18 protein-coding genes are annotated in these 21,928 nt (G+C 42.4%); 9 read left to right on the top strand and 9 right to left on the bottom strand.

The genetic code is table 11. The features are described from left to right. Positions 1-45 precede the first annotated feature (45 nt). From H6571_08285 to H6571_08270, 4 genes are all read right to left on the bottom strand, one after another. The gene (locus tag H6571_08285; protein MCB9323729.1) at positions 46-1,167 is read right to left on the bottom strand and encodes a helix-hairpin-helix domain-containing protein; all 1,122 of its coding nucleotides are present in this window, start codon (positions 1,165-1,167) and stop codon (positions 46-48) included. Positions 1,168-1,339: 172 nt separating this feature from the next. Then, the gene (locus tag H6571_08280; GenBank protein MCB9323728.1) at positions 1,340-2,782 is read right to left on the bottom strand and encodes an OmpA family protein; all 1,443 of its coding nucleotides are present in this window, start codon (positions 2,780-2,782) and stop codon (positions 1,340-1,342) included. 424 nt (positions 2,783-3,206) lie between these two features. Beyond that, positions 3,207-4,367 carry a c-type cytochrome gene (locus tag H6571_08275; protein MCB9323727.1) on the bottom strand — a complete coding sequence of 387 codons (1,161 nt, stop codon included), beginning with the start codon at positions 4,365-4,367 and terminating at the stop codon, positions 3,207-3,209. A gap of 264 nt (positions 4,368-4,631) precedes the next feature. Continuing rightward, the gene (locus tag H6571_08270) at positions 4,632-5,825 is read right to left on the bottom strand and encodes a hypothetical protein (GenBank protein ID MCB9323726.1); all 1,194 of its coding nucleotides are present in this window, start codon (positions 5,823-5,825) and stop codon (positions 4,632-4,634) included. A gap of 412 nt (positions 5,826-6,237) precedes the next feature. On the opposite strand from H6571_08270, the gene H6571_08265 reads away from it, so the two are divergent. Together H6571_08265 and H6571_08260 are read left to right on the top strand one after the other, a co-directional pair. Next, positions 6,238-7,257 carry an alkaline phosphatase gene (locus H6571_08265; protein MCB9323725.1) on the top strand — a complete coding sequence of 340 codons (1,020 nt, stop codon included), beginning with the start codon at positions 6,238-6,240 and terminating at the stop codon, positions 7,255-7,257. Positions 7,258-7,376: 119 nt separating this feature from the next. Then, entirely contained in the window at positions 7,377-8,570 is a 1,194-nt protein-coding gene (locus H6571_08260; protein ID MCB9323724.1) for an N-acetylmuramoyl-L-alanine amidase, read from the top strand. Positions 8,571-8,676: 106 nt separating this feature from the next. Here H6571_08260 and H6571_08255 read toward each other — a convergent pair whose 3' ends face one another. Both H6571_08255 and H6571_08250 read right to left on the bottom strand, forming a co-directional pair. Further along, positions 8,677-12,210: a hypothetical protein gene (locus tag H6571_08255; GenBank protein MCB9323723.1), complete on the bottom strand. Its 3,534-nt coding sequence runs from the start codon at positions 12,208-12,210 to the stop codon at positions 8,677-8,679. A 161-nt stretch (positions 12,211-12,371) separates the two neighbouring features. Continuing rightward, entirely contained in the window at positions 12,372-12,977 is a 606-nt protein-coding gene (locus H6571_08250) for a hypothetical protein (protein MCB9323722.1), read from the bottom strand. A 191-nt stretch (positions 12,978-13,168) separates the two neighbouring features. On the opposite strand from H6571_08250, the gene H6571_08245 reads away from it, so the two are divergent. The 5 genes from H6571_08245 to H6571_08225 all read left to right on the top strand — a co-directional run bounded on the left by H6571_08245 (position 13,169) and on the right by H6571_08225 (position 16,792). Further along, positions 13,169-13,381, top strand: a complete 213-nt coding sequence (locus tag H6571_08245) for a hypothetical protein (protein MCB9323721.1) — start codon at positions 13,169-13,171, stop codon at positions 13,379-13,381. Between the two features lie 59 nt (positions 13,382-13,440). Beyond that, positions 13,441-14,355, top strand: a complete 915-nt coding sequence (locus H6571_08240; GenBank protein MCB9323720.1) for a methionyl-tRNA formyltransferase — start codon at positions 13,441-13,443, stop codon at positions 14,353-14,355. A 99-nt stretch (positions 14,356-14,454) separates the two neighbouring features. Beyond that, positions 14,455-15,189 carry a hypothetical protein gene (locus tag H6571_08235; protein MCB9323719.1) on the top strand — a complete coding sequence of 245 codons (735 nt, stop codon included), beginning with the start codon at positions 14,455-14,457 and terminating at the stop codon, positions 15,187-15,189. Beyond that, positions 15,186-16,400 carry an HD domain-containing protein gene (locus H6571_08230; GenBank protein ID MCB9323718.1) on the top strand — a complete coding sequence of 405 codons (1,215 nt, stop codon included), beginning with the start codon at positions 15,186-15,188 and terminating at the stop codon, positions 16,398-16,400. Before H6571_08235 ends, H6571_08230 begins: the two co-directional genes overlap by 4 nt. Positions 16,401-16,489: 89 nt before the next feature. Beyond that, a complete protein-coding gene (locus tag H6571_08225) occupies positions 16,490-16,792 on the top strand; it encodes a hypothetical protein (GenBank protein ID MCB9323717.1) in 303 nt (100 codons plus the stop codon). Positions 16,793-16,937: 145 nt separating this feature from the next. Here H6571_08225 and rplS read toward each other — a convergent pair whose 3' ends face one another. The 3 genes from rplS to H6571_08210 form a co-directional block, all read right to left on the bottom strand. Continuing rightward, a complete protein-coding gene (gene rplS, locus H6571_08220) occupies positions 16,938-17,303 on the bottom strand; it encodes a 50S ribosomal protein L19 (protein ID MCB9323716.1) in 366 nt (121 codons plus the stop codon). A gap of 169 nt (positions 17,304-17,472) precedes the next feature. After that, entirely contained in the window at positions 17,473-17,994 is a 522-nt protein-coding gene (locus tag H6571_08215) for a GAF domain-containing protein (protein ID MCB9323715.1), read from the bottom strand. A 531-nt stretch (positions 17,995-18,525) separates the two neighbouring features. Further along, entirely contained in the window at positions 18,526-19,728 is a 1,203-nt protein-coding gene (locus tag H6571_08210) for a hypothetical protein (protein ID MCB9323714.1), read from the bottom strand. 310 nt (positions 19,729-20,038) lie between these two features. Between H6571_08210 and H6571_08205 the strand changes: the two genes are divergently transcribed. Both H6571_08205 and H6571_08200 read left to right on the top strand, forming a co-directional pair. Further along, positions 20,039-21,073: an aldehyde reductase gene (locus tag H6571_08205; protein MCB9323713.1), complete on the top strand. Its 1,035-nt coding sequence runs from the start codon at positions 20,039-20,041 to the stop codon at positions 21,071-21,073. 69 nt (positions 21,074-21,142) lie between these two features. Then, a complete protein-coding gene (locus tag H6571_08200) occupies positions 21,143-21,871 on the top strand; it encodes a nitroreductase family protein (GenBank protein ID MCB9323712.1) in 729 nt (242 codons plus the stop codon). The last annotated feature ends 57 nt before the right edge of the window (positions 21,872-21,928 follow it).

Here is a 21,928-nt window from a genome sequence, read left to right as displayed (position 1 = left end):
TTGAACTTTGAAAGTATCAATTTTTTCCTGCAAAATCTATTATTGTCAATCGAAATTCAGATATGGATTTAGATTCGCCAGCATATCCTCAGGAAGGGCCTTTATTTTAGCAAGGTCTTCAAGATTATCAAAACGGCCATGATGGCTTCTGTAACTGATAATGATATCCGCTTGTTTCCACGAAATTAGGGGATGAGCCTTAAGTTCCTCCAGGCTGGCGGTGTTGATGGCTATTTTCCTGAAAACAGGGGAAGCCTGTAAGCGAGGTTTCATTTTTTGAAAAGTTGAGTCGGGAAGTCCGTAGGTCGTTCCTACCTGGTCTACCGAAACAAATCCTCCAAGTTTTTCCCGGTAACCGACAATCCTCTTCGCATAGGCGGGGCCGATTCCTTTGATGGACTGCCACATTTCTACGCTTGCCCTGTTAATGTCGATGGTTTCCGCATCAAACGTTTTTTTCGCAACCCTTAAAGGAGAGGAGATGCTGTCTTCGGGTATATTTTTTTGATAAAAATTTTCCGAAAGGATTTGGATATACGGCTCCAGTGCAACATAAAGTGATTGATCCAGGCCATAGATTTTTTGCAGATCTTCCTTGGTTTTAAAACGCCCCCCTTTGCTGCGGAATTTTAAAAAGGTCTGAACCGTTTTTTTAGGTAAACCGAGGGCATATAATTCCTGTTCTTTTATGGTGTTGGGGTCAAAGACGAAGCGTTTTGGCGATGATTTAGAGTCTTCATGGGAATGCCTTCTGATCTTTTTATTATTGTTTTTTATGGAAATATAAGGTTCCAGCAATGCATAATATTCAGGGCTTAAGGAGTAAATTTTCCGGAGATCCTCGTTTTCATAAAAGCGTCCTGCCTTATTGCGGTAATTGATAATGGTTTGTGCTGTTTTTTCGGGTAAACCCAATAACAGGAAGCTGTCTTTTGAAAGCGTATTCGGGTCGAAAGGAAATAAGATAGCAGAAGATTTTTCAATTAGATCAGTACCTTTCGAGGAAGCGGCAAATTGGTCAAATTGTTTAAAGTCCACCTTTTGTTCTTTGATGAACCAGAGAAAAGATTTTGGTAAAACAGAGAGGAGTAAAATCAAAAGGATCAATACAAAAATACCCTTTCTCTCGTTGCGGGTATAATGCATGAATTCTGGGAAAATAGGCATGTCCGGATGTTTTTATTCATAAAATAGAACCGACCGCTACGGTAGATTCATTCCAATAATTGTATCCGGGTTTTCTGTATAAGCCTTTAATACGTAAAAATAGTTCTACGAAAAAAGGGAACTATATACATTGATATAATTCCCTTTTTTGCAAAAAAGTTTCAAAGAATAGTTAGTATCCTGATTTATTTTTGGTGCTTCCAGCAGGAGGATCCATCTCTACGTCACCTGGAGAGGCTACCCGGAACTCAACTCTTCTGTTCATATAACTGGAGGAAGAGGGTACAAGTGCTTCGCTGCTTCCTTTCCATTGCAATATAAGCCGGCCTCTTCCGATTCCATAATTGGTGACCAAATGCTCTATGATGGCATTGGCTCTTTGGTAGGACAACCTGTCGTTCAGCGATTCGTTTCCTGTCTGGTCTGTATGTCCCAGGACGACCAGCCTCAGCTGAGGGTTTCCTTTCATCATACGACCGATGCTGGCGAGTGTGCCATAATCAGAATATTTTACAGTGGAAACGTCTGTCGGGAAGTGAATCATGGGTAAGAACCATTCCTGAACGGTATTGTTGTTTTCCGTCAGGCCGTAATTCTTAAGAGATTCATCGATCATTTCCTGGACACGATCTTCGCTCACCCCGCCATTTGGCGTAAGAGGATTGATTACCACACCATTGTCGTTAACTTTCTCTCCTGCTCTTGGTGGGTAATAAGGTTCTTTATCTTTATAGTCGGGCACGCCGTCCTTATCACTGTCGAGGGTGCGACCTTTGGTGTCAACCGGCGCATCGGCGGGGGTATCGGGCTCCTGGTCCAGGGCATCAATAATACCGTCTCCATCGGAGTCCGTCAACATTTCTTCCTGGCGCTTTTTGACATCGTCAATATCATTCATCACGCTTTCCAGCGGATTGATCCAATAAAGGGGCTCGGAGTATTTTGAAGGATTGCCCAGGTTGACGTTGACTTGCAAATGGGCATATTGTACGAGATCACGGAAGGGCGTTCTGATCTTATTTTCAAGTTCGACACCATCCAGCAGATCGGCACGTCGGCCAAATAAAGTCATCACCTGATGTTCCAGTCCGATGTTTATCCTTTGGTTGATCCTGTAGCTCATTCCGGCACCGACGGCGGCATGAGGAGAAAGGCGGAAGTATTCAATTCCTTTGCGTGGGGTTTCATAAGCATTGTCGTATTCGCTTCTGAAGTTGTTGGCACCTCCACCTACCATAGCGTAGAGGTTGAAATTTCTTACGGCTTTGTCAAAACGAAGAGAATTCAGACTGAAAACCCCAAAAACACTACCTGAATACCATTTGAGGTTATAATTTCTTTGAGAGGTACCTCCCAACATATTATCTCCTGCGGCGCGGCCGTAAAGCAGATCACCCCGAAGGGAAAAAATGTAATCCGTTGCTTTACGGACATGGATACCGGCGGCCCATCCTGGTTGTGACGCAACGTCACCAGTGACAAAAAAGTAACCACCATGTGCGCCAACTTCAAACATGTTTTTTGGCGTGGCCTGGCTGTAGAGCGGGGGATTTTGTGTAAGCAGTCCAAGGAACAAAGCGACTGCCATAATCGTACGAATTGTAGACATTGACATAGGGTAAATATTTTAATCAGTTCATGGAATTAAGTTAACAAAAGAGGTTTGCCGTTTTATCGCCAAACCTCTTTTGTTACAGCGGGCGATTGAAGGAGCCAGGCTGTAGGTGCTAAATCCATAATGTTTAGAAATTTTCTCAATAATATGTATGTCAGGAACCTAAAAGCAACCCTTTTATTTCCTGTGCAAATGTACCGTTTATTTTAACAGTTTTCAAGTTTTACTTCATTTTCATGAAAAATGAAGTAAAAATCGGTGGTTTTGGCCTTTTCTCTTTGTAAGACCTATTAATTTCCGGGGTAAGGTTGTGATTACCACACCCTTTTACATCTTAAAAAATCCATTAGGTTGAAACATTGTGCCGCAAAAAAAGAGGCCTATAACGATCGTTATAAGCCTCTTTTTGGGAGTAAAAATTTCTTTATTTAAAAGGATCTGAAAAACGCTCTGCCTGTAAAAAGGTGTTATCAGACAACGTCTTCAAAAAAGCGATAATATCCTGTTTGTCTGCTTCGGTGAAGTTCATTTTTACAGGCTGACCTCCCTGTATCAGGCGGCTGTCCAGATTTGAATTAGGCTGAATGTTGGAGCTGTAATGTTCCAGCACTTCCTCCAGAGAGGCAAATCTGCCATCATGCATATACGGAGCAGAATGTTCGATATTTCTCAAAGGGGGTACTTTGAATTTACCCAGATCATCAGTATTGCCATTGATGCCTCCGATGCCCGGATCGGGATTACCCAGGTCAAGGCCGTTGTTGGCATAACGTTCTACCGGGATCGACATATCTTCGCTGTGGCAGGAGGCACATTTTTGTATAAATAGCTGCTTACCCCTGTTCTCGGAAGTCGTGAAATTTGAAAATTCCATACCTGGAGTACTTACCATATTCAACCCTTCGTCAAATTTGGAATCTGCAGAGATGAAAGCATTGATGAATTCCTGAATAGCATCGAGTATGCGTTCCTGAGTGACGTAACCATCGCCATAAGCTTTGCGGAAAAGCACTTCGTAATAATCGAGTTCACCGATCTTACCTGAAAGATCGTGCAGGTTCATCCCCATTTCCACTTCATCCTGTATTGTCATTGTACTTTGCTCCAATATAGTTTGGGCGCGCTCGTCCCACATGAAACGGGGCCGCACAAATGTTGCTCCGCCACCATAATAAGTAGGGAAATTGACCACCGCCGCCAGGGACAACGAATTCCTTTTTGTCTGACCGCCATTGAAGCCGTCACTAAAGGCTTTGTCGTCTGCAAAAGCATGAGACTGCTTATGACAGGATGAACAGGAAATAGTATTGTTTTGCGATAATTTTTTATCGTAGAAGAGCACTCGTCCGAGGGTGGCTTTGGCATCATTTACGAAGGGAGGGAAAACACCTCTTCTGGAAATGTGGCCAGGGAATTCAATGGCATAGTTGTCTCGGGCACTGGGGAGATTTAATGTCGCTTCCAATATAGCATATTCGTCATCAGAATAGTTGAGAACGGTCAATTGTTGCTTGTCTTCAAGGCAGGAGGTTAAAAAAAAGGTCATCACCAAAATCAGGCCAGAGAGTAGCGTTAAATGCTTCATTTTAGTTAAGGTTTAAAATTTTAATAGGGTAAAAATAAAAATCTAAATTAAAAATACTTTTTGGTAATTCTTGGAAATTTAAATTTCCTTAACGTTTTTATCCTTTTAGACGATGGTTTTAACAGCCTAGGTTGGCCAAAAATAAAAAAATAGGAAATGTTTTAAGTTAAAATAAAGGGGGGCAGTCAAAAAAAACCGCAAGATCCAACATAAATCGGAGTCTTGCGGTCGAGTTTTATTCGGATTTTTTGATCCGGGATCAGGTTATTTTCCAAGCGTTTGTCCACCTGGATAATTAACTCCCTGAGTATGCGCGTTTTTCAATACCTCGTAAAGGTTTACATTTTTCATGGAGAGCAAAAGATCCACTTCACTGTAAAATTCATCAAGGTAAGTCAATACTTCCTGCCTGTAATTGTATCTCAATGGCTTCATGTTTTTGACAATACTTTCGAGGGCGCTTTTTTTGTTTACAAAATATTGCAAAATAGCCGTGATCTGTGTGTTGTCAAGTTCGGTCCCGAGGTATACCCTGTCGCGGATTGATTTTAAACCATAATTTGGATTAGGGATCGCGTATGAGGTGCTCACCAATCCGGAGAAGTCAAAATCATAGGGTACAGGAACGAGTTTGTTATTGCTGTTCATCTTCACCATGGCCAGATTTTTGTTCATCTCAATGCCCCAGTCACCATTGCCAATCATGTAATTGAAAATGGAAGTGATTCCCATGTCCTTGCTGGAAACGTTTTCCGGTGAAGGGTTGAAACAATCTTCACATTCCACTCCCCCAAGTCTTTGGGCCAGTTCCTTTTCGCTTTCGATAATAAATCCGTAACGGGTCTCTTCGCCATAATCGCCCACATTATCAATGTAAGTTACCTTGATCAACTGTACGCGGAAACTGTTTGGAGTCAGTTCATTGTACAATTTGTAGGCGAGGTACTCTTTCAGCAGGTTACTGTTTCCTTCATTCTTGTCCTCTACGCAGTGGGTGACGAGTTTTAGCTTGTCAAATTGGGCCAAACCGGATGCCTTGAGGTCACTTTTGGAGAAATTTATTTTTAAAGGAGGAAAATCACAAATCCTGCGACGAAACTTTCCACGGGGCATGATCCCTACTTCGTATGTATTCCATATTCCTGTTGCATCCTCCCATTTCATTGTGGCGGGAAGGTATTCTTCGTTTTTACGGTTTTCGATAAGTTCGGTAATATTGGTTTCAATGGTTACGTTTACAATATCGTCATTCGCTATGGCGTCAAAAAAACTGATAGAGGAATAGAAATTAGTTTTTGGCTGCTCAGCCATCAATGGAAATGAGAGGAACACAGCTATCAATACAACCAATATTGCCAATGGTTTGTTGCTTAATCTGGAGGTGCTGAAGGTATTTAAACTCTTTTTCAAAATGTAATCCTCTTTGTTTTTTAAAAGAGAATTGTGTCGGGTTGTCATTTTTTTAGGTTTTAATTTTAATTTGTCTCAAAATTGAGGATATACGGGATTTTCATTCTCTTTTTTTAGATTTACGTCGTGAAATAATCGAGCAATAAACTAAAAAGTCGATTTCAACGGCAAAAATACATGTTTCCAGAATAAAATTCCAGTATTTAAATACATAAGTATCTGTTTTGAAATAATATATTGAAAAGAGTTTAAATACTTGTCCTTTGTACTTGTGGAGAGATAAAGTCAGTCGGTCGTTTTAAAAAAGTAGATAAAGTTGATATTAATGACGATAAGAATTTTGAATAGTTGCATTTTTTTGGTATTTTTTTTCACTTCCTGTGTTACAGGAGTGCAGGAAGTGGCCGACAAGCCAGAGGTTCCGGTTCATTTTGTCGCTGCACCAAGGAATATTATCCTCATGATTGGAGATGGAATGGGAATGAGCCAAATTACCGGGGCTATGTATAGCAACAATAATCGCCTGGCGCTTGAGCGGTTTAAAACAATTGGCCTGATGACGACTCATTCGGCTAACGACCTGGTGACAGATTCCGCTGCTGCTGCCACGGCAATGGGTTGTGGCCTCAAGACCTGTAATCATTGTTTGGGCATTGATGCGGATTCCATTCCGTGTAAAAACATTATGGAGGAAGCTCATGACAGGGATTTTGCCACAGGAATAGTGGTGACCTCTTCCATCGTACATGCTACTCCGGCAGCTTTTTTTGCCCATCAGCCTCTAAGGTATTTATATGAACGGATTGCGTTGGATTTGGTAGATTCTAATATTGATTTTTTCGTAGGCGGCGGCATGAAAAATTTTGAAGACAGGGAAATGGATGACAGGGACCTGCTTCAGGAATTGCGCGATAAAGGTTATTCCGTTGCAGATTATTCCTATAAAAGTATGGATTGGTTAAGAACAAAAACCAATGGGAAAAAGAAAGTAGCTTATTTTTCTGCCTGGGATGATCCTGAATACGCTGTCAATGGAAGAGATTATTTGTTGGAGGCCACCCAAATTGCGATGCTCACCCTTTCCAACCAAAGTGAAAAAGGTTATTTCCTGATGGTGGAAGGTTCTCAGATCGACTGGGCCGGCCATGCTAAAAAAGGGAACAGGATGATCGAAGAAACCCTGGATTTTGACCGTACCGTTGACATGGTACTCGATTATGCCCGAAAAGATGGAAATACGCTCGTCATAGTAACCGCAGATCATGAAAGTGGAGGTTTTAGCATCAACAAAGGTTCGAAAATCAATAATCTGGTCACCGCTTTTACCACAAACGGACATACAGGTTCCTTGGTTCCTGTTTTTGCCTATGGGCCAAAGTCTGAAACTTTTGGAGGAGTTTATGATAATACGGATCTGTATTACAAAATGATAAGTGCCTTAGGATGGACCGACATGGCCGGGCCCATTCACGGGAATTGAAGCCAGGGTTAATTTTTACAGTTTTTACCATTACTTTTATGATCAAAACTGCCTCTATTCCATGGGAACTTTTTTTAAATAATCCTTGAAGAGGTAGATAATTTGAAATTTTCTTACAAATGAAACGATTGCTCTTACCATTTTGGCTGCTTTTTTTACCGCTCTTTCTCATAGCAGAAGAAGCGGAATATTTCCAGGTAAAAGCAATGCGTGGCGACGGCATTTATTCTTTGTTACGTCGTTATGAGCTTGACAAGAACTCCTGTAATTTCGACCGCTTTTACGAATTGAACCAACTTAAAAAAAATGCTGCGCTCAAGGCGGGCAAAAATTATTTCGTGCCTATTCTTCTTTTTTCCTTTAACGGCAGAACTATTCGTTCCAGCATTGGAAGGGATGATTGGGACCTTGCGGTAACCATCCAGGAATATAATGAAAGAATGCATGAGGAGCGTTTGCGGGAAACCAGCTTTAAGGAAGATAAGATCCTTTGGGTACCTTATCACCTGCTCAATTGTCCCATTTCCAACCTGGACATCCCGCCTCCCGTAAGCAAAGAACCAGAACTGGGCATCGTGGAAGAAGGCAACAGGAAGTACCCTATTTTTGGGGTTAATTATGCTTATACTCCTTTGGAAAGCAGTAAACTTAAAGGAAAAGTATATTATGTGGTGAGTGGTCACGGCGGTCCTGATCCCGGGGCTATGGGCAAACGAGGAAACTACACGCTTTGCGAGGATGAATATGCCTATGATGTTGCCCTGCGGCTTTGCCGCCACTTGATCGCTAACGGGGCTACCGCCTATATGATTACCAGGGATCCGGATGACGGCATCAGAGATGAAAAATATCTAAACTGCGACACAGATGAATTGCTTTGGGGAGATGTTAAGATGGATAATTCCCAAAAAACACGATTGTTCCAGCGTTCGGATATCATCAATGATTTATATGAAAAACATCGGCTGCAGGGCGTTACAGAGCAAAGAGCCATTTTTATTCATGTAGATTCCAGAAGTAAAAGAGAGCGTACTGACTTGTTTTTCTACCATAAGAGTGGAAGCGAGGAAGGAAAAACCCTGGCCTCCAATATGCAAAAAACCATCAAAGAGAAATACAAAAAATACCGTGACGGTGGTCATTATTTGGGGACGGTAAGCAGTCGGGATCTCCATATGTTACGTGAAGTGACTCCCGTTTCCGTGTATGTCGAACTGGCCAATATCCGCAACACCTTTGACCAGCAGCGTATCGTGGAAGGTTCTAATCGTAAGTTGCTGGCCGATTGGTTATTCGAGGGATTGATGAAGTAAGAGAGTCAGGCTTGCAAGACCATTTTTTTAGGCACATTTTTCGCGCAGGCCGTAAAGGTCATTTCTTACATTGAGTAACTGCTATCCGGTAATACGCCAAGCTGCCTCATCTCCACATCACGGACCAAACGGGCACCACATCTATGCCATGCTCCGTTTCCCATTTTATGCGTTGGTCATATTCCCAGGAAAAGTCAGTATTATCGGTTTGGGCAAAACAGCCATCCGTGAGCAGCAGTTTGTCCCGTTCTTTGGCTGGATCATGCATGACGAGAAATCCATCCTGTTTACGGAAGTAGGCTTCCGGTTTTTCTTTTCTCAGGAGTCTTTCCAGCTGTGCTTCCCAGGTTTCCCGACCTTCCCGTACCTCCGGGAGATGGGGAGCCGCCAATCTTTTTCCTCGCAGCAGTGCCGAAAGCAGGAAGGTACCTTCCTGGGTAGGTTGCTCCAGGAAGGATTCGATAGACGATTGCGGAATAGAATGAATGATATGTAATTTATTTTTGGCACAACCCATTAGCTTGTGCATCCCTGCTATGCCGGCGGGGGTGTTGAGCACGTTGATCTTTCCGGTAAGTTTATTCTTAACCCCCGTTTCGCCAAAGGTTGCAGAAAGGATAACCAGGTCGAAAAGGTGACCGCTCAGTTCATCGATGTGGAATACCCCCAGGCCATTTCGTTCCAGTTGTTGTATGGTTTCGAAACCGGTCTGGCGGCGTTGTTTAATGCGAAGCAGATAGGTGGAAATGAGATCCCGCTGGGGCACCGTCAGGCAGACAATTCCCACGGAGGGGTAAGTCCGGACGCTGGTTTTTTCAATGGTGTTCAGTAAATGAATGACTTTATCGGCTTCATCGGCATTGGCATTTAATTCTTCTTCAAAACGGCCATTGATCATGACCGCATCAATATCAGGAGCAGCTTCCGTACGGAGGATGTCGGCAGCTCTCGGAGCATAAAAATGCTGAAGCACACAGGGTTTAACTACGTTCTGCCTCAAAAACTGTGGCAAGGCTGAATACCCCTTTTCTTCTTCTTCCCGAGTGGTAAAGACGACCACTCGTTTGGCCAAAGGAAAGAGTTCAACACAAGTTTCCACACATTCGGACTGCGCTTCGTCGATGAGCAGGAAGTCAAACAGTTTTTCTGCTTGAAATAGCCTGGTTGCCATTTGTGGCGTGGTCAGAAAAATGGGCAATAAATCAGTGATTACTTCTGCGTGATGGTGGAACATTTCCTTCAAGGAAAGGTTATTGGTTGAAATGTTTTCAGCAGCTTTTCTCAGCGCGTCGGCTTTTTGGACACGGCGTTTAGACCAAATGCGGCGTATTTCTTCAGGGATCCTGGTAATGATGGCGTTGTTGCCTTCGCGATAATCGACGAGATCATAATCTTCCACCGGGAGATCCGGATCATAAGCCTTGGAAAGCGCTTCGTTGAAATACCAGCTTTTGAAGGCGGCTTCCCAGTTGCCCGGGTTTACACGACCAAGCGCCTTGATGACTTTCCGCGTCAGGGTATCCTGGCTGAACCAGAACTTTTGCCACGGGTAAAAAAGATGGAAATCCCGAAGGTGGTAGGCCGTTTGTTCCATCAAGCTCATTTTGTCTTCCAGAAATTTTTGTTTCCGGGGTAAGGTGAGCGTATTGCACTGGAAAGGCAGTTGGTATAAACCGGATTCGTTCAATTCGTCCACGAAAGCCTCCATGTCCTCTTCCAATTGTTTGAGTCTTTCGCTGAAATTTAAGTGCGGATGGGCGGTTTTATGGGTCAGGCGCAGCAATTCATCTTTAACCGCCTCATTTTGCACCCGCCACCAGTTTTGAAGATGCTCGGAAAAGCCCTCCATATTTTGGGCTATTTTATCAATATTTTTATCCGTTTTCTCAAAATGATGTTCAAAATAAAGATGTTTTGCAAAAACATTTTGAAGGGCTTCATAAGCGACAAAAATATCTTCTCTATAAGCAAGCGCCTGTTTGAATTTGTCGGAAAAGATTCCATATAACTTGAGGGTGCCTTTGCCGGACTTCCTTAGTTCTTCGCCAAACTGGCTGGAGTAATCACTTATTTTGTCTTTCAGGTCGAGTGCAATATTGCGAAGATCATGAAAATATTGACTATAATGGTTCTTGAGGCTTTCTGAATACTCATTTTGTATCCGGATAAACTGGTGCTGTAATACGGTTGCTTTTTGGGTGAATTTTTGTAAGGTTTTTTTGATAAAATCCAGGGATTCTTTTTCGTCATAATGCAGAAATATCCCTGAATTTAAGGTGGTCAGAGGGTGGTTTAAGGTGCCCAGGGTATTGAACAGACCCGGTGCTTCAGCGATAGCGATAATGATCTGTTCCAGTTCCGTTTCATTGAAGTGAAAATCCTGCTCGTCGAGATGGCTGTTGAGTAGTTCTTTGGGTTCGAGTTGACTGGCTTCAAGGAAAAGTCCTAATGTTTCTGCCCAGTTATTATCCCCAAAAACTTTTTTGCGGGAGGCCCTGTACCGGGCTTCCATGGATTCTTTTTTTCGCTGCATCCTGTCGAGTGAAATCCGAAGATCTTTTGGCATATCTGTTGCCGCCGGGAATTTTCCCTTGGCCCGGGCTTTAATCAATTCACTAAGAAGGACTTTGTCCGTAATTTCATCCCGGAGCAGGAGGAGCAACTCATCAAACTGGTAGGAAGCAAAAGACTGTTGGATGGCTTTTAAAGCGGCAATATGACTGGAGACAATGAGACATTTTCCTTCGTTAGCCAGTGCATTGCTGGCCAGGTGTCGAAGCAAGTGGGTTTTTCCTGTTGCGGAAGGTCCTTCGACAAGAGTGATAAAATTATTTTTTGTCATGGCGGCCGCACTGGCCTGCCAGGGGTCGGTCCATTCTGTACCAAAATCGTGGTTGGTTAATTCAACCGGTTTTTGAACCAGGTATTCATTGAGGTTTTTTAGGTTGTTTTCGGTGGGCAGGAAAGGGAAATTCCCCAACACTCCGGACCATTGTAAGGCGCCCTGTTCCGTAAAACAATCCAGTTCATTGGTGCCGGGACAAGCTGTCAGTGATACCTGCTGGCTGGTGATCTCTAATTGTATGGAAGACGCAAGGTGATTACAGAACAAAGCCAGCTTTTCCGCATCTATTTTTGAACCGAAGTATTCCTGGAGGTCCGGTTCAATGTCCATGCCGTATTTCGTCCTCATGAAATAAGGAAAATAAGGATTGAGTTGTACCGGGCGTTCGGTCTGGTATTCAAATTTCCATACCCCTTGTTTTTTAAAAGATTCAAGCGTCAAAGGCCAGATGAACAGAGGGAGGGAAACCAGCTCATTATCCTGTTGGCTGATCAACAAGGGATAACCCAATCCCAATACCTGCTGACCTTTATTTTTTTGTGCGTTCCTGGATTCGAAATAAAGGTGGATCAATTCCTCGTCTACTTGAAAATCAACGGAAACCTCTTTTGAAAAATTTCTTGCAGCAAGCATACTTTCCAGCAATTCATACGCAAGCAGGGAACCTTCGCTGGAAAGAGTGGTAAAATCGATTACACCGTTGTTAAAATGGGGCAATGCGTTACGGTAGACAGCCCCGGTTTCGGCGAAATACTGAGCATAGGAATGGATGATCTGCGCAGGATTATCTTTCATAATGGCAGTGTTTCTGATCTTTTTGCTGATCTCTCTTTTAACGATGAACCCCCGAAAGAGATGCTCCTGTAACAGGCTTCTCTACTTTCGGGGGCTAAATTCCGTGCGAAATGGATAAAGCCGGCCAACTAACTTTATAAATAAAACATAGAGTGCCAGGGCTATTTAGGATTGATCATCCCGCCACTCACTTTTTCTCCGTTTTTGTACTCGTAAGACATGATGATTTCGCCATCCTTGTTATAATATTCAACTTTGCCGTCCAGTACGTCATCTTTATAATTTTCAAGTTTGGTCAGGAAGCTTTCTCTTTCATCAAATTCCTTGTATTCTCCGTTTCGCTTTCCGTTCGAGTAATTTGCAGTTACGATTTCATTACTGAATTTATATTTGGCAAAATAACCGTCCAGTTTGTTGTTTACATAATTGGCTTTGAGATCCATTTGCCCTCTTTCGGTGTATTCGAAATAGGGGCCATTGTACATATCATTCTGGTAGCTGATCATTTTTTTGGGAAAAACCTGGCTCTTGTCATAAACGAGCCACATTCCTGTTCTCACGCCGTTGAGCATAAAGCCTTCTTCCTTGATTTTGCCCTGGTTGTTTTTAATGGTAACTTGCTGAACATCGGAGCCGGGAATAGCCTTGTAAATCATTTCATTAGCCGGTGTTTTTGTAGGATCTACTGCTGCCGTCTCCGGAGCGGGAGTTGATTGAGTACAGGCTGCCAAAAAAAGCGCCATCATTATGGGAATGAAAAATTTCATGATTTATATGTTTTTTGATTTTGAATCAGACAAATTTACATATTTTAAGGTCGGACGGAAATTTTGGCTGGATTATTTTATTTCAACGGGTTATTTATCGGGGGTGCTTGGCCCGAAACCTTTACAAAACATCCTTTTTTTAAATTTAAAAGGATATTTTTGAGGTTGAAATGGAAATAAAATTTAAATAAATGTTCAAACGAAAAGGCCTTTGGTCAATAATTGGATTCCTAATGATGGGGCTGGGGTTGATGTCTCTTATTTTTAGTATGGTGGGCATGCAGTTTGCCTTCATGCAGTGGATGGACGCTGCTGGCAGAATGGGCGGATTTCTGCTCCGGGTGGTCATGATGATAGCCGGAATAGTGATTCTCTACCTGGCGAATACTAATTTTGATGAATGAGTAGGATTAGTCCGGGCATTGGGTAAAATAAATTGTGGATGGATTTACGAATAGTTTTCATGGGAACCCCTGATTTTGCAGTTCCCTCTTTAAAAATATTATTGGATAACGGCTACAATGTCGTGGGGGTCGTCACGGCCACCGACAAATTCGGCGGACGCGGGAACAAAAAACTGCTGGAATCCCCGGTGAAAAAATTTGCGGTGGCACAAGGGCTTAAAGTTTTGCAGCCTGAAAAATTAAGAGAGGAAGTTTTCCTCGAGGAATTACGGAATTTAAAAGCAAATCTACAAATTGTGGTGGCTTTCAGGATGTTACCCGAGATCGTTTGGGGTATGCCAGCATTGGGTACATTTAATCTCCACGGGTCTCTTTTGCCGAGGTACCGGGGAGCAGCCCCCATTCATTGGGCTGTTATCAGGGGAGAAAAGGAAACCGGATGCACTACCTTTTTTATTCAACACAAGATCGATACTGGGGATATGTTGTTCCAGGCAAAATTGTCAATCGGTGAAAATGAGACCACGGGCGAGGTGCACGATCGTATGATGCATTTGGGAGCAGAGCTCGTACTCAAAACGGTTCGCGCCATTGAAAGCGGGGCGTACGAATTGCAGTTGCAGGACGACAGCCAGGCGACCAAGGCACCCAAACTCTTTCACGAAACCTGCGAAATCAATTTCGAACAGCCCCTTGACCAGGTGCATAATTTCATCCGCGGATTAAGCCCCTGGCCTGCTGCCTGGACCGAACTGGACGGTTTACAGCTTAAAATTACCTCATCGACCAAAGAAGTGGCGGACCATAATTATCGCCCCGGAACCCTGCTTACTGACAATAAGAAAATGTTGAAAATCGCTGTGCCGGGAGGGTATATTCATGTTCATGAATTGCAACTCCAGGGAAAAAAGAGAATGGATGCGGGGGCTTTTTTAAATGGAAATGAACTGGAAAGCGGGAAATGGCTGGGGTGAGTATTGAGCAACCTTTCCTTAACAAGTTGCAGGGGTATAAGACTCATTCTATCATTAAAAAATTTAAACCCCGGAATTGAACATCCGACAAAATAAATTATGAAATCAAGAATTCTGCTGATTTTTTTTATTTTTAGTAGCCTGAACCAAGGCCTTCGGGCCCAGACAAAAAATGAAGGGACTGCGGAGGAATACAAATTTGTTGTTTCCAATTCCTTCCTTCAGCTTTTTCACCCTTCCACGGCGGTTTTTACCATTGGTCTGGAAGGGCAGTCTGCCAATGGACTGGCCTTTTATGCTGAATATGGTTTGCCGGTAAAATCTTTTGGGTACACGGTTCAAAATGAAACGAAAGCCAACTGGCATTATTACAAGGCCCGTTTAGGAGGTCGTTACTACTTTGATCCGGTAAAGCCTTATAAGTACAGCCGCAGAGACATGGAGATCCGCCCTAAAACTTATAAAAATTTTGTTGGAGTGGAAGGAATGGTCGGAGCCGAAACCTTTGAAAGGGAGAATGGTTTTTATTATTTAAATAACTCATTCGTCCCTTTTACGAAAGCAACGGTGGTGATTTTATCCAGGAGTTTAATATTGCTTTACGGTCGGCAATTTAAACTAACAGACCGTTTTGTATTAGGGGTGCATGTTGGGTTAGGGCAAAAATTTATGGAGGTAACCCATGAATCCGTATTGGTGGACAGCAGTGGGAGTTCAGGAGGGTTTGGTTTTTTTGGATTTTCCAGCAATGCAGAATCACAGGAGGGCATAAGGAGAGTGCCTTATGTAAAGGTAGGGCTCGACCTGGGCATTAGAACTTTTAAGCGACGATGAATAAGAAGAAGATATTTAATGATCCCGTTTACGGATTTGTGGAGATTCCCCAGGGGATTATTTTTGATTTGATCGAACATCCATGGTTTCAGCGTTTGAGGCGCATCAAACAATTGAGCCTGACGCATTACGTTTACCCGGGGGCGTTGCATACCCGTTTTCATCATGCGCTGGGTGCCTTACACCTTATGTGCCAGGCTATTGAGGTGCTGCGAGGTAAGGACGTGGAAATTACCGAAGAGGAAGCGACGGCGGTTTGTATTGCGATCTTACTCCACGATATTGGTCACGGTCCTTTTTCTCATACCCTTGAGCACACCCTGTTGGAAATTACCCACGAGGAAATTTCGTTGCTGTTCATGGAAGCTTTCAACCGGCAGTTTGACGGGGCCCTGGATCTTGCCATTCGCATCTTTAAAAATGATTACCCAAAGCCGTTTTTGAGTCAGCTCATCTCCGGCCAACTGGATATGGATCGGATGGATTACCTGAACCGGGACAGCTTTTTTACAGGAGTATATGAAGGGGTGATTGGATATGACAGGATAATAAAAATGTTGTCGGTGCACAAAGGGGAGCTGGTTGTTGAGGAAAAGGGGATATACTCCATAGAAAAGTTCCTGATCGCCAGAAGACTGATGTACTGGCAGGTATATTTACATAAAACGGTTTTATCTGCCGAACAGATGCTCATCAGAACATTGCGGCGGGCACGCCAGCTAGTAAAAGAAGGTGAAAATTTACCGGCCTCCGAAAGCCTGATGTTTTTTCTGAAAAATAAGATCAGGAGAGAAGATTTTGCCACCTCCCCGGATGAATTGCTCCGGCACTTTTCCCGCCTGGATGATTACGATATTGTATCCGCCATGAAAGAATGGCAGTATGGTAAGGACATGATTTTATCCTTCCTTTCATCGGGTATCATCAACCGAAAGCTGTTTCGCCTGAAGTTCAGTGACGAAGCCTTTAAAAAAACGTACGTGGAGAAGAAAAAAGTCCAAATACTGGCTAAAACATTTTTAATGCCAGACGAAATAGAATATGTGTTTTACGAAGGTACAGAAACCAATAGTGCTTACTCTACGGTAAAAGATGAGATAAAAATCCTGTTTAAAAACGGAAAAACCCTGCCGATGTCAAGTATTTCCCAACATGGCATTCAATCAGGATCTTACACAAAACATTACCTATGTTATCCTAAAAATTTTTAATTTGGCGAATAATTATTTTTTTATTCCGTTTAAATAGGGACATTAGCTTTAAATTTAGATAAATTTGCCAACCAAATTTTGCTAATATTATGAATTCAGGATATCAGTATATGGTTGATTTTACCATGGTGGGATCTGTAACCGAGGAGTTTCTCGATCTCATTCCCTATCAGCGTGTGGTAGTGAATAAGCTTTTTCAGCAAGGTAAACTCGTCAATTATGCTTTGTCGGCAGAAAAAGCCAAGTTATGGGCTATTTTTAATGCGGATTCGGAAAATGAAGTGCGCAAGATGGTTAATTCTTTTCCCCTGTCTAAATTTATGGATGTGGAAATCAGTTTACTGAGCCAGCTGGACGGACAGAAAATGGAGCACGTTTTTTCTTTGAATTAAGATCTGTTCATTTGCATAAAGAATATCCTCCTGGCAAGTTGCGGGAAGCATAAGTCATTTCTCCACCCGGGTATTCCGGAGGGTGATGAGCAAAAAAAAAGGGCAATGGAATTTTCCACTGCCCTTTTTTTAGTTGAAGGAAATACTACTTCTTGTTAGGATTGATAAATTTACGTTCTTTGATACGCGCTTTTTTACCCACAAGATCACGGAGATAGTAAAGCCTTTTTCTGCGAACTTTACCGTGTTTGAGTACTTTGATTTCAACGATATTAGGAGAAACAAACGGGAAAATACGTTCAACACCTACACCGCTCGAAATTTTACGAACGGTAAATGTTTTGGTTGGTCCTGTTCCTTTTATCTGGATAACGTCTCCACGATAATCCTGGATACGTTCTTTTTCTCCTTCTATAATTTTATAACTAACAACAATGTTGTCTCCTGCACGAAATTCAGGGAATTCACGCTGGTTAGTCATTTGATCGTGTACAAACTTAATTGCGTCCATTTCTCATTTATTTTATTAGCGGCTGCAAAGGTAAGTATTTTTCGGAAAAAATGAATTTTCTAAAATATTTTTTACCCATTTTTTTACATTTATTCTTCGTCTGGCTTATTTTTTTATTATTGGGCAGGTATAATTAGAATAAATTTCGAAATATTTCATGCAAACGGGCTTATTCGGCAAACTGTTCATTAAGAATTTCTTCCAGGTAGAACTTATCTGTTTCATCAAACGACCCGGTAAGGGTACTGTCCACATCAAAAACGGCGATCAGTTCATTCTTTTTATCAAACACCGGAACGACTATCTCCGAGGAAGAATTCGGGTCACAGGCAATATGGTCTTTCCCCTGGGCCAGCTCGTGAACATTTTTGACCAGTTGGGTTTCTCTTTCCGCCGCAGCCCTTCCGCAAACACCGGTTCCGAATTCAATGTGTAAACAACCCAGGGTGCCCTGGTATGGCCCGACGGAAAGCCGGCCATTGTTTACCACGTAAAAACCTACCCAATAATAATAGGGGAGATGGGTTTTGAGCAGGCAGTTGATGGTGACCATTTTTAATACTATATCTGTTTCACCCTTGAGTACGGCGCGGATCTCACCGGCAGCCAGTTCATAAGCTTCCTGCTTGGCAGCAGATTCCAGGTTTATAGAAGGGTTGATAAAATACGGCATTTCAGCTGATGCAGACATGTTTAGTTGAAATTTGAGGAAAAAGATTAAAAAATAATTATGATGTAAAAATAAAAAAACATGAATCATCCCGAATTTTTTAATTCAAATGGATGCTGAAAATATATTAACAATATTTATCTGCAATATATTCAACTCCTTCAGAGTTGAGATTGTTATTGTTTGATTTCCAATGGATTACATCCATTGCCGTTAATACCTGCCGGCCGGCAGGCAGGTTAATTCCCTTCGGGAAATGGATTAAGAATAGAGTTAATTTTTAAAAAGAAGATTAAATTTATCCCCGAATGGGGATAAATATCAATAACGCAGTAGAATTACTGCCAAAAAAGGGACAAAAACCAACTCTGAAAGAGTTGAATGTAACCTGTTTCAAATTTAAAAAACCATAAAAAGTTATAATTATCTGACAATCAGTTTATTGAAAAAAATCCCAAACTTTGCCGGTCGGCAAAATTCGGGATGACTCATATTTCGAAAGTAATCTGGATTATTAAAATACGCTATTTGAAGCATAATTTTTTTCAGTGTTTAAAGGCGGCTGGTCGAAAGTTTACTTTTTACCACCGGTTTCAGGTTTTCGGCAGCCTGGTACAAGAGGTCGCTGTCCTGTGGAAAATCAACAGGTCGGTTCCCGATCCGTTTTTTCGTTTCATTACTCAGGGCTCTTTTGTCTCCCTGAAACGTTGAAGCATAGTTTTCAAAAACAGCCTCTACGGCCATGTTCTGGCTGTCGATCAATTCGCGATTGTTTTCATCTAAAATGTCTATCCTGGCAGAGATCGTTGCAGCTTTGTGCTGATACACTTCAATAACCATTGCTTTGACCCATACTTTTTTATCAACCTTAATGTCGTTTCCGAGGGAGTCTTTCTTGACATTTCCCCTGTTGTCCAGAACATATTCCCAACCGTCGATGATCTCTTTTTTATCCTCGTATTCGCGTTCCTTGACGAACCCGGGGCTTACTTCCACATTGGCAATGTTCAGGACCACACGGTAATCCATTTTTTGGTTGGAAGTGGTTCCTACGTGATACATTTGCCAGGGGCCTTCAAGTTCTTTAACATTGATGCGTTTCAGATCATTGATAATTTCTTTTGGGAAAACCGAAGAGGATTCGTTGCGTACATCAAAAAGAATATGAGTGGTTCCCAGGTCCATAGCCTCCACCATGAGTTGGTCCACATCCTTATAGTTCCTTTGGTATGATTTTATTTTATTGAATTCGTCATACGCTTGCCGGGCATCGTATTTATTGTGGTTTCTGTCTGCACTTGCGAGCAATTTTTTCCCACTTTCGTAATAATATTCCACTGTTTTGTCGCGGGCTTCATTGACAAGATCTGCCGTTCTTATGAAACGAAAATTGGCTTTGATCCCTTCTTTATCAATTAAAGGCAGCAGAGGCTGAATTCTGTTCTGTCTGTATTCAATGCCCTTGTAAATGTCGAGCACACGTTCCCAATGTTCCGGAAGGCCTGACTTCTTCAGGCGCTCGGCTTCAGCGAGATCTTCGTCGGTCGCTTTGGCGAAAGCTGTCTCCAGTGCCTGCACGTACTTTACTTTCTTGTTTTTCTTTCCGGCCAATCTTTTGACGGCTACCTGGATGGCGCGATCATAATCTCCCTTTTCCACCAGCTTTTGTGGAGAAGCACAACTGCTCATCAAAACAGCTATGGCTAAACTCAAAATGATGCTCCATCTTACCTTTTGCTTTTTCGTCGTTTCCATATCCATAAATTTTAAGTGTTTTCTGTATTGCCTTTGCAAGAAGACGGTTTTGTAGATTCCTTTTGGCTAAAAAATTGTTAAAAGAAATTTGATTGTGGTTAAAAACTGCTAACATCTTTTAAGGAACTGTTATAATTGATCGCCACAGGTTGTTAAAAAATTATTTTATGAAATAAATTTAATCCTATTCATTCAAATACAGGATGATTTTCCTTTAAACTTAATATTAATTCTGTTGTTGATTTGGCATGGTGTAAAGTAAAGATCGTCGAAATAAGTTTTTGTATTTTTAAAAAATACCTGAAAGTTAATGAAAAAAATATTAGTAACGGGCGGTACCGGTTTTATCGGATCATGGGTGGTTAAATATTTACTGGATGCAGGCCACACTGTTCGGGTAACTGTCAGGAATAAAAACAGGAAGGATAAGGTGTCCCATCTTGAGGCCCTTGCTGCCGCTACCCCAGGAACCCTTGAATTATGGGAGGCAGACTTGTTAAAAGAGGGCTCGTTTAATGCTGCTATGGACGGGTGTGAGATCGTGTACCATATTGCTTCTCCTTTTATTATTGGCCACGTGAAAGATCCTTATAAAAATTTGATCGATCCTGCTTTGCAAGGTACCCGGAATGTTTTGAATGCCGTTAACCAGACCCCGTCAGTCCAACGCGTGGCACTCACTTCCAGCGTGGTTTCTATTTATGGCGATAATATTGAAATAAACCAAACTGAAAATAATCTTTTTACAGAAGCTCATTGGAATACCACCAGTAGTGCGACCCACAATCCTTATCCCTATTCTAAAGTACTGGCCGAAAAGGAAGCCTGGAAAATTCACGATGCACAGGACCGGTGGAGCCTGGTGGTATTGAATCCCGGTTTTGTGATGGGGCCTTCTCTTACCGATGCCTCTGATTCCGCCAGCATGGGATTCATTACTGATATTTTAAAAGGCAAGCAAAAAATGGGTGTCCCTAACCTGACATTTTCCTTTGTCGATGTGCGGGATGTAGCCCGTGCACACATCCTCGCCGCTGAAAATCCGAAAGCAGAAGGTCGCCATATCCTGGTGGCTGAATCTTTGTCCTTCCTCGAATTTTGCCATCTCATCGGTAAAAAATTCGGCAATAAATTCGCCCTCCCCAAAATGGAATTGCCCAAATTTATGTTATACCTTTTGGGGTGGACACAAGGGGTGAGCTGGAAGTTTGTAAGGCTGAATGTAGGTATTCCCATCAGGTTTGACCATTCCAAGAGCATAAAATCCCTTGGGATGCAATATCTTCCCATGGAAGTAACCGTAGAAGATCAGGTGAACCAGTTATTGGAAAGTGGGGTAGTCTGATAAACTGCTCTCATTTTGTCCGATTGCTGAAAAAAGACACTTCATTCAATTTTTAAATTTAAAAATGACATGACAAAAACCTTCGACGATATTATTAACCATCGCCGTTCTGTCCGATTATTTGATCCTGAAATTCCCTTTGATTCAGAAGCGGTACTGCGCAGTATCCAAAGAGCCGTGCTTTCTCCCAATAGCAGCAACATGCAGTTGTGGGAATTTCACCACATCAAAGATCCCGAACTGCTTAAAAAAATGACACGGTATTGCATGGGCCAGAATGCCGCCAAAACTTGTAACGAGATCGTCGTTGTAGTGGCGAGGAAGGATTACTGGTACAAAAGGGCTAAGGCCAATTTGTGGCATGCCATTCCTGATTTCCATTCAACACCCAAAAACTCTTACTCCAAAAGACAGCGCAGGTCACAAAAATATTACCAAAGGATCATGCCGGCGATCTACATTGATCTTATGGGATTGCTGGGCTGGCTGAAATTCGCTGCTGTTTCGATCCGTGGGGTGTTCCGGGTTACTTATCGGCAGGTGAGAAATTCAGATGTTAAGGTGATGATCCATAAAAGTGTTGCCCTTGCCGCACAGACCTTCATGCTGAGTATGGCCGCCGAAGGGTACGATACCTGTCCGATGGAAGGACTGGATAGTGTAAGAATTAAAAAAATGCTCGGATTGCCTCCTCGGGCAACGATAAATATGGCTATTGCCTGTGGTACCCGTAAGGAAGAAGGGGTTTATGGCGAACGGTTCAGGGTTCCGCTTGAGGAAGTTTATAAGATCCATTAAAAAAACATCTCCGGGATTGCAATTGCTTTTTCCCGGAGACATTCCACTTTAATTGCC

Source organism: Lewinellaceae bacterium, from assembly GCA_020636105.1.
GTDB lineage: Bacteria > Bacteroidota > Bacteroidia > Chitinophagales > Saprospiraceae > BCD1.
Note: the sequence above shows the minus strand (reverse complement) of the source record. Positions and strands in the feature narration are given on the sequence as shown.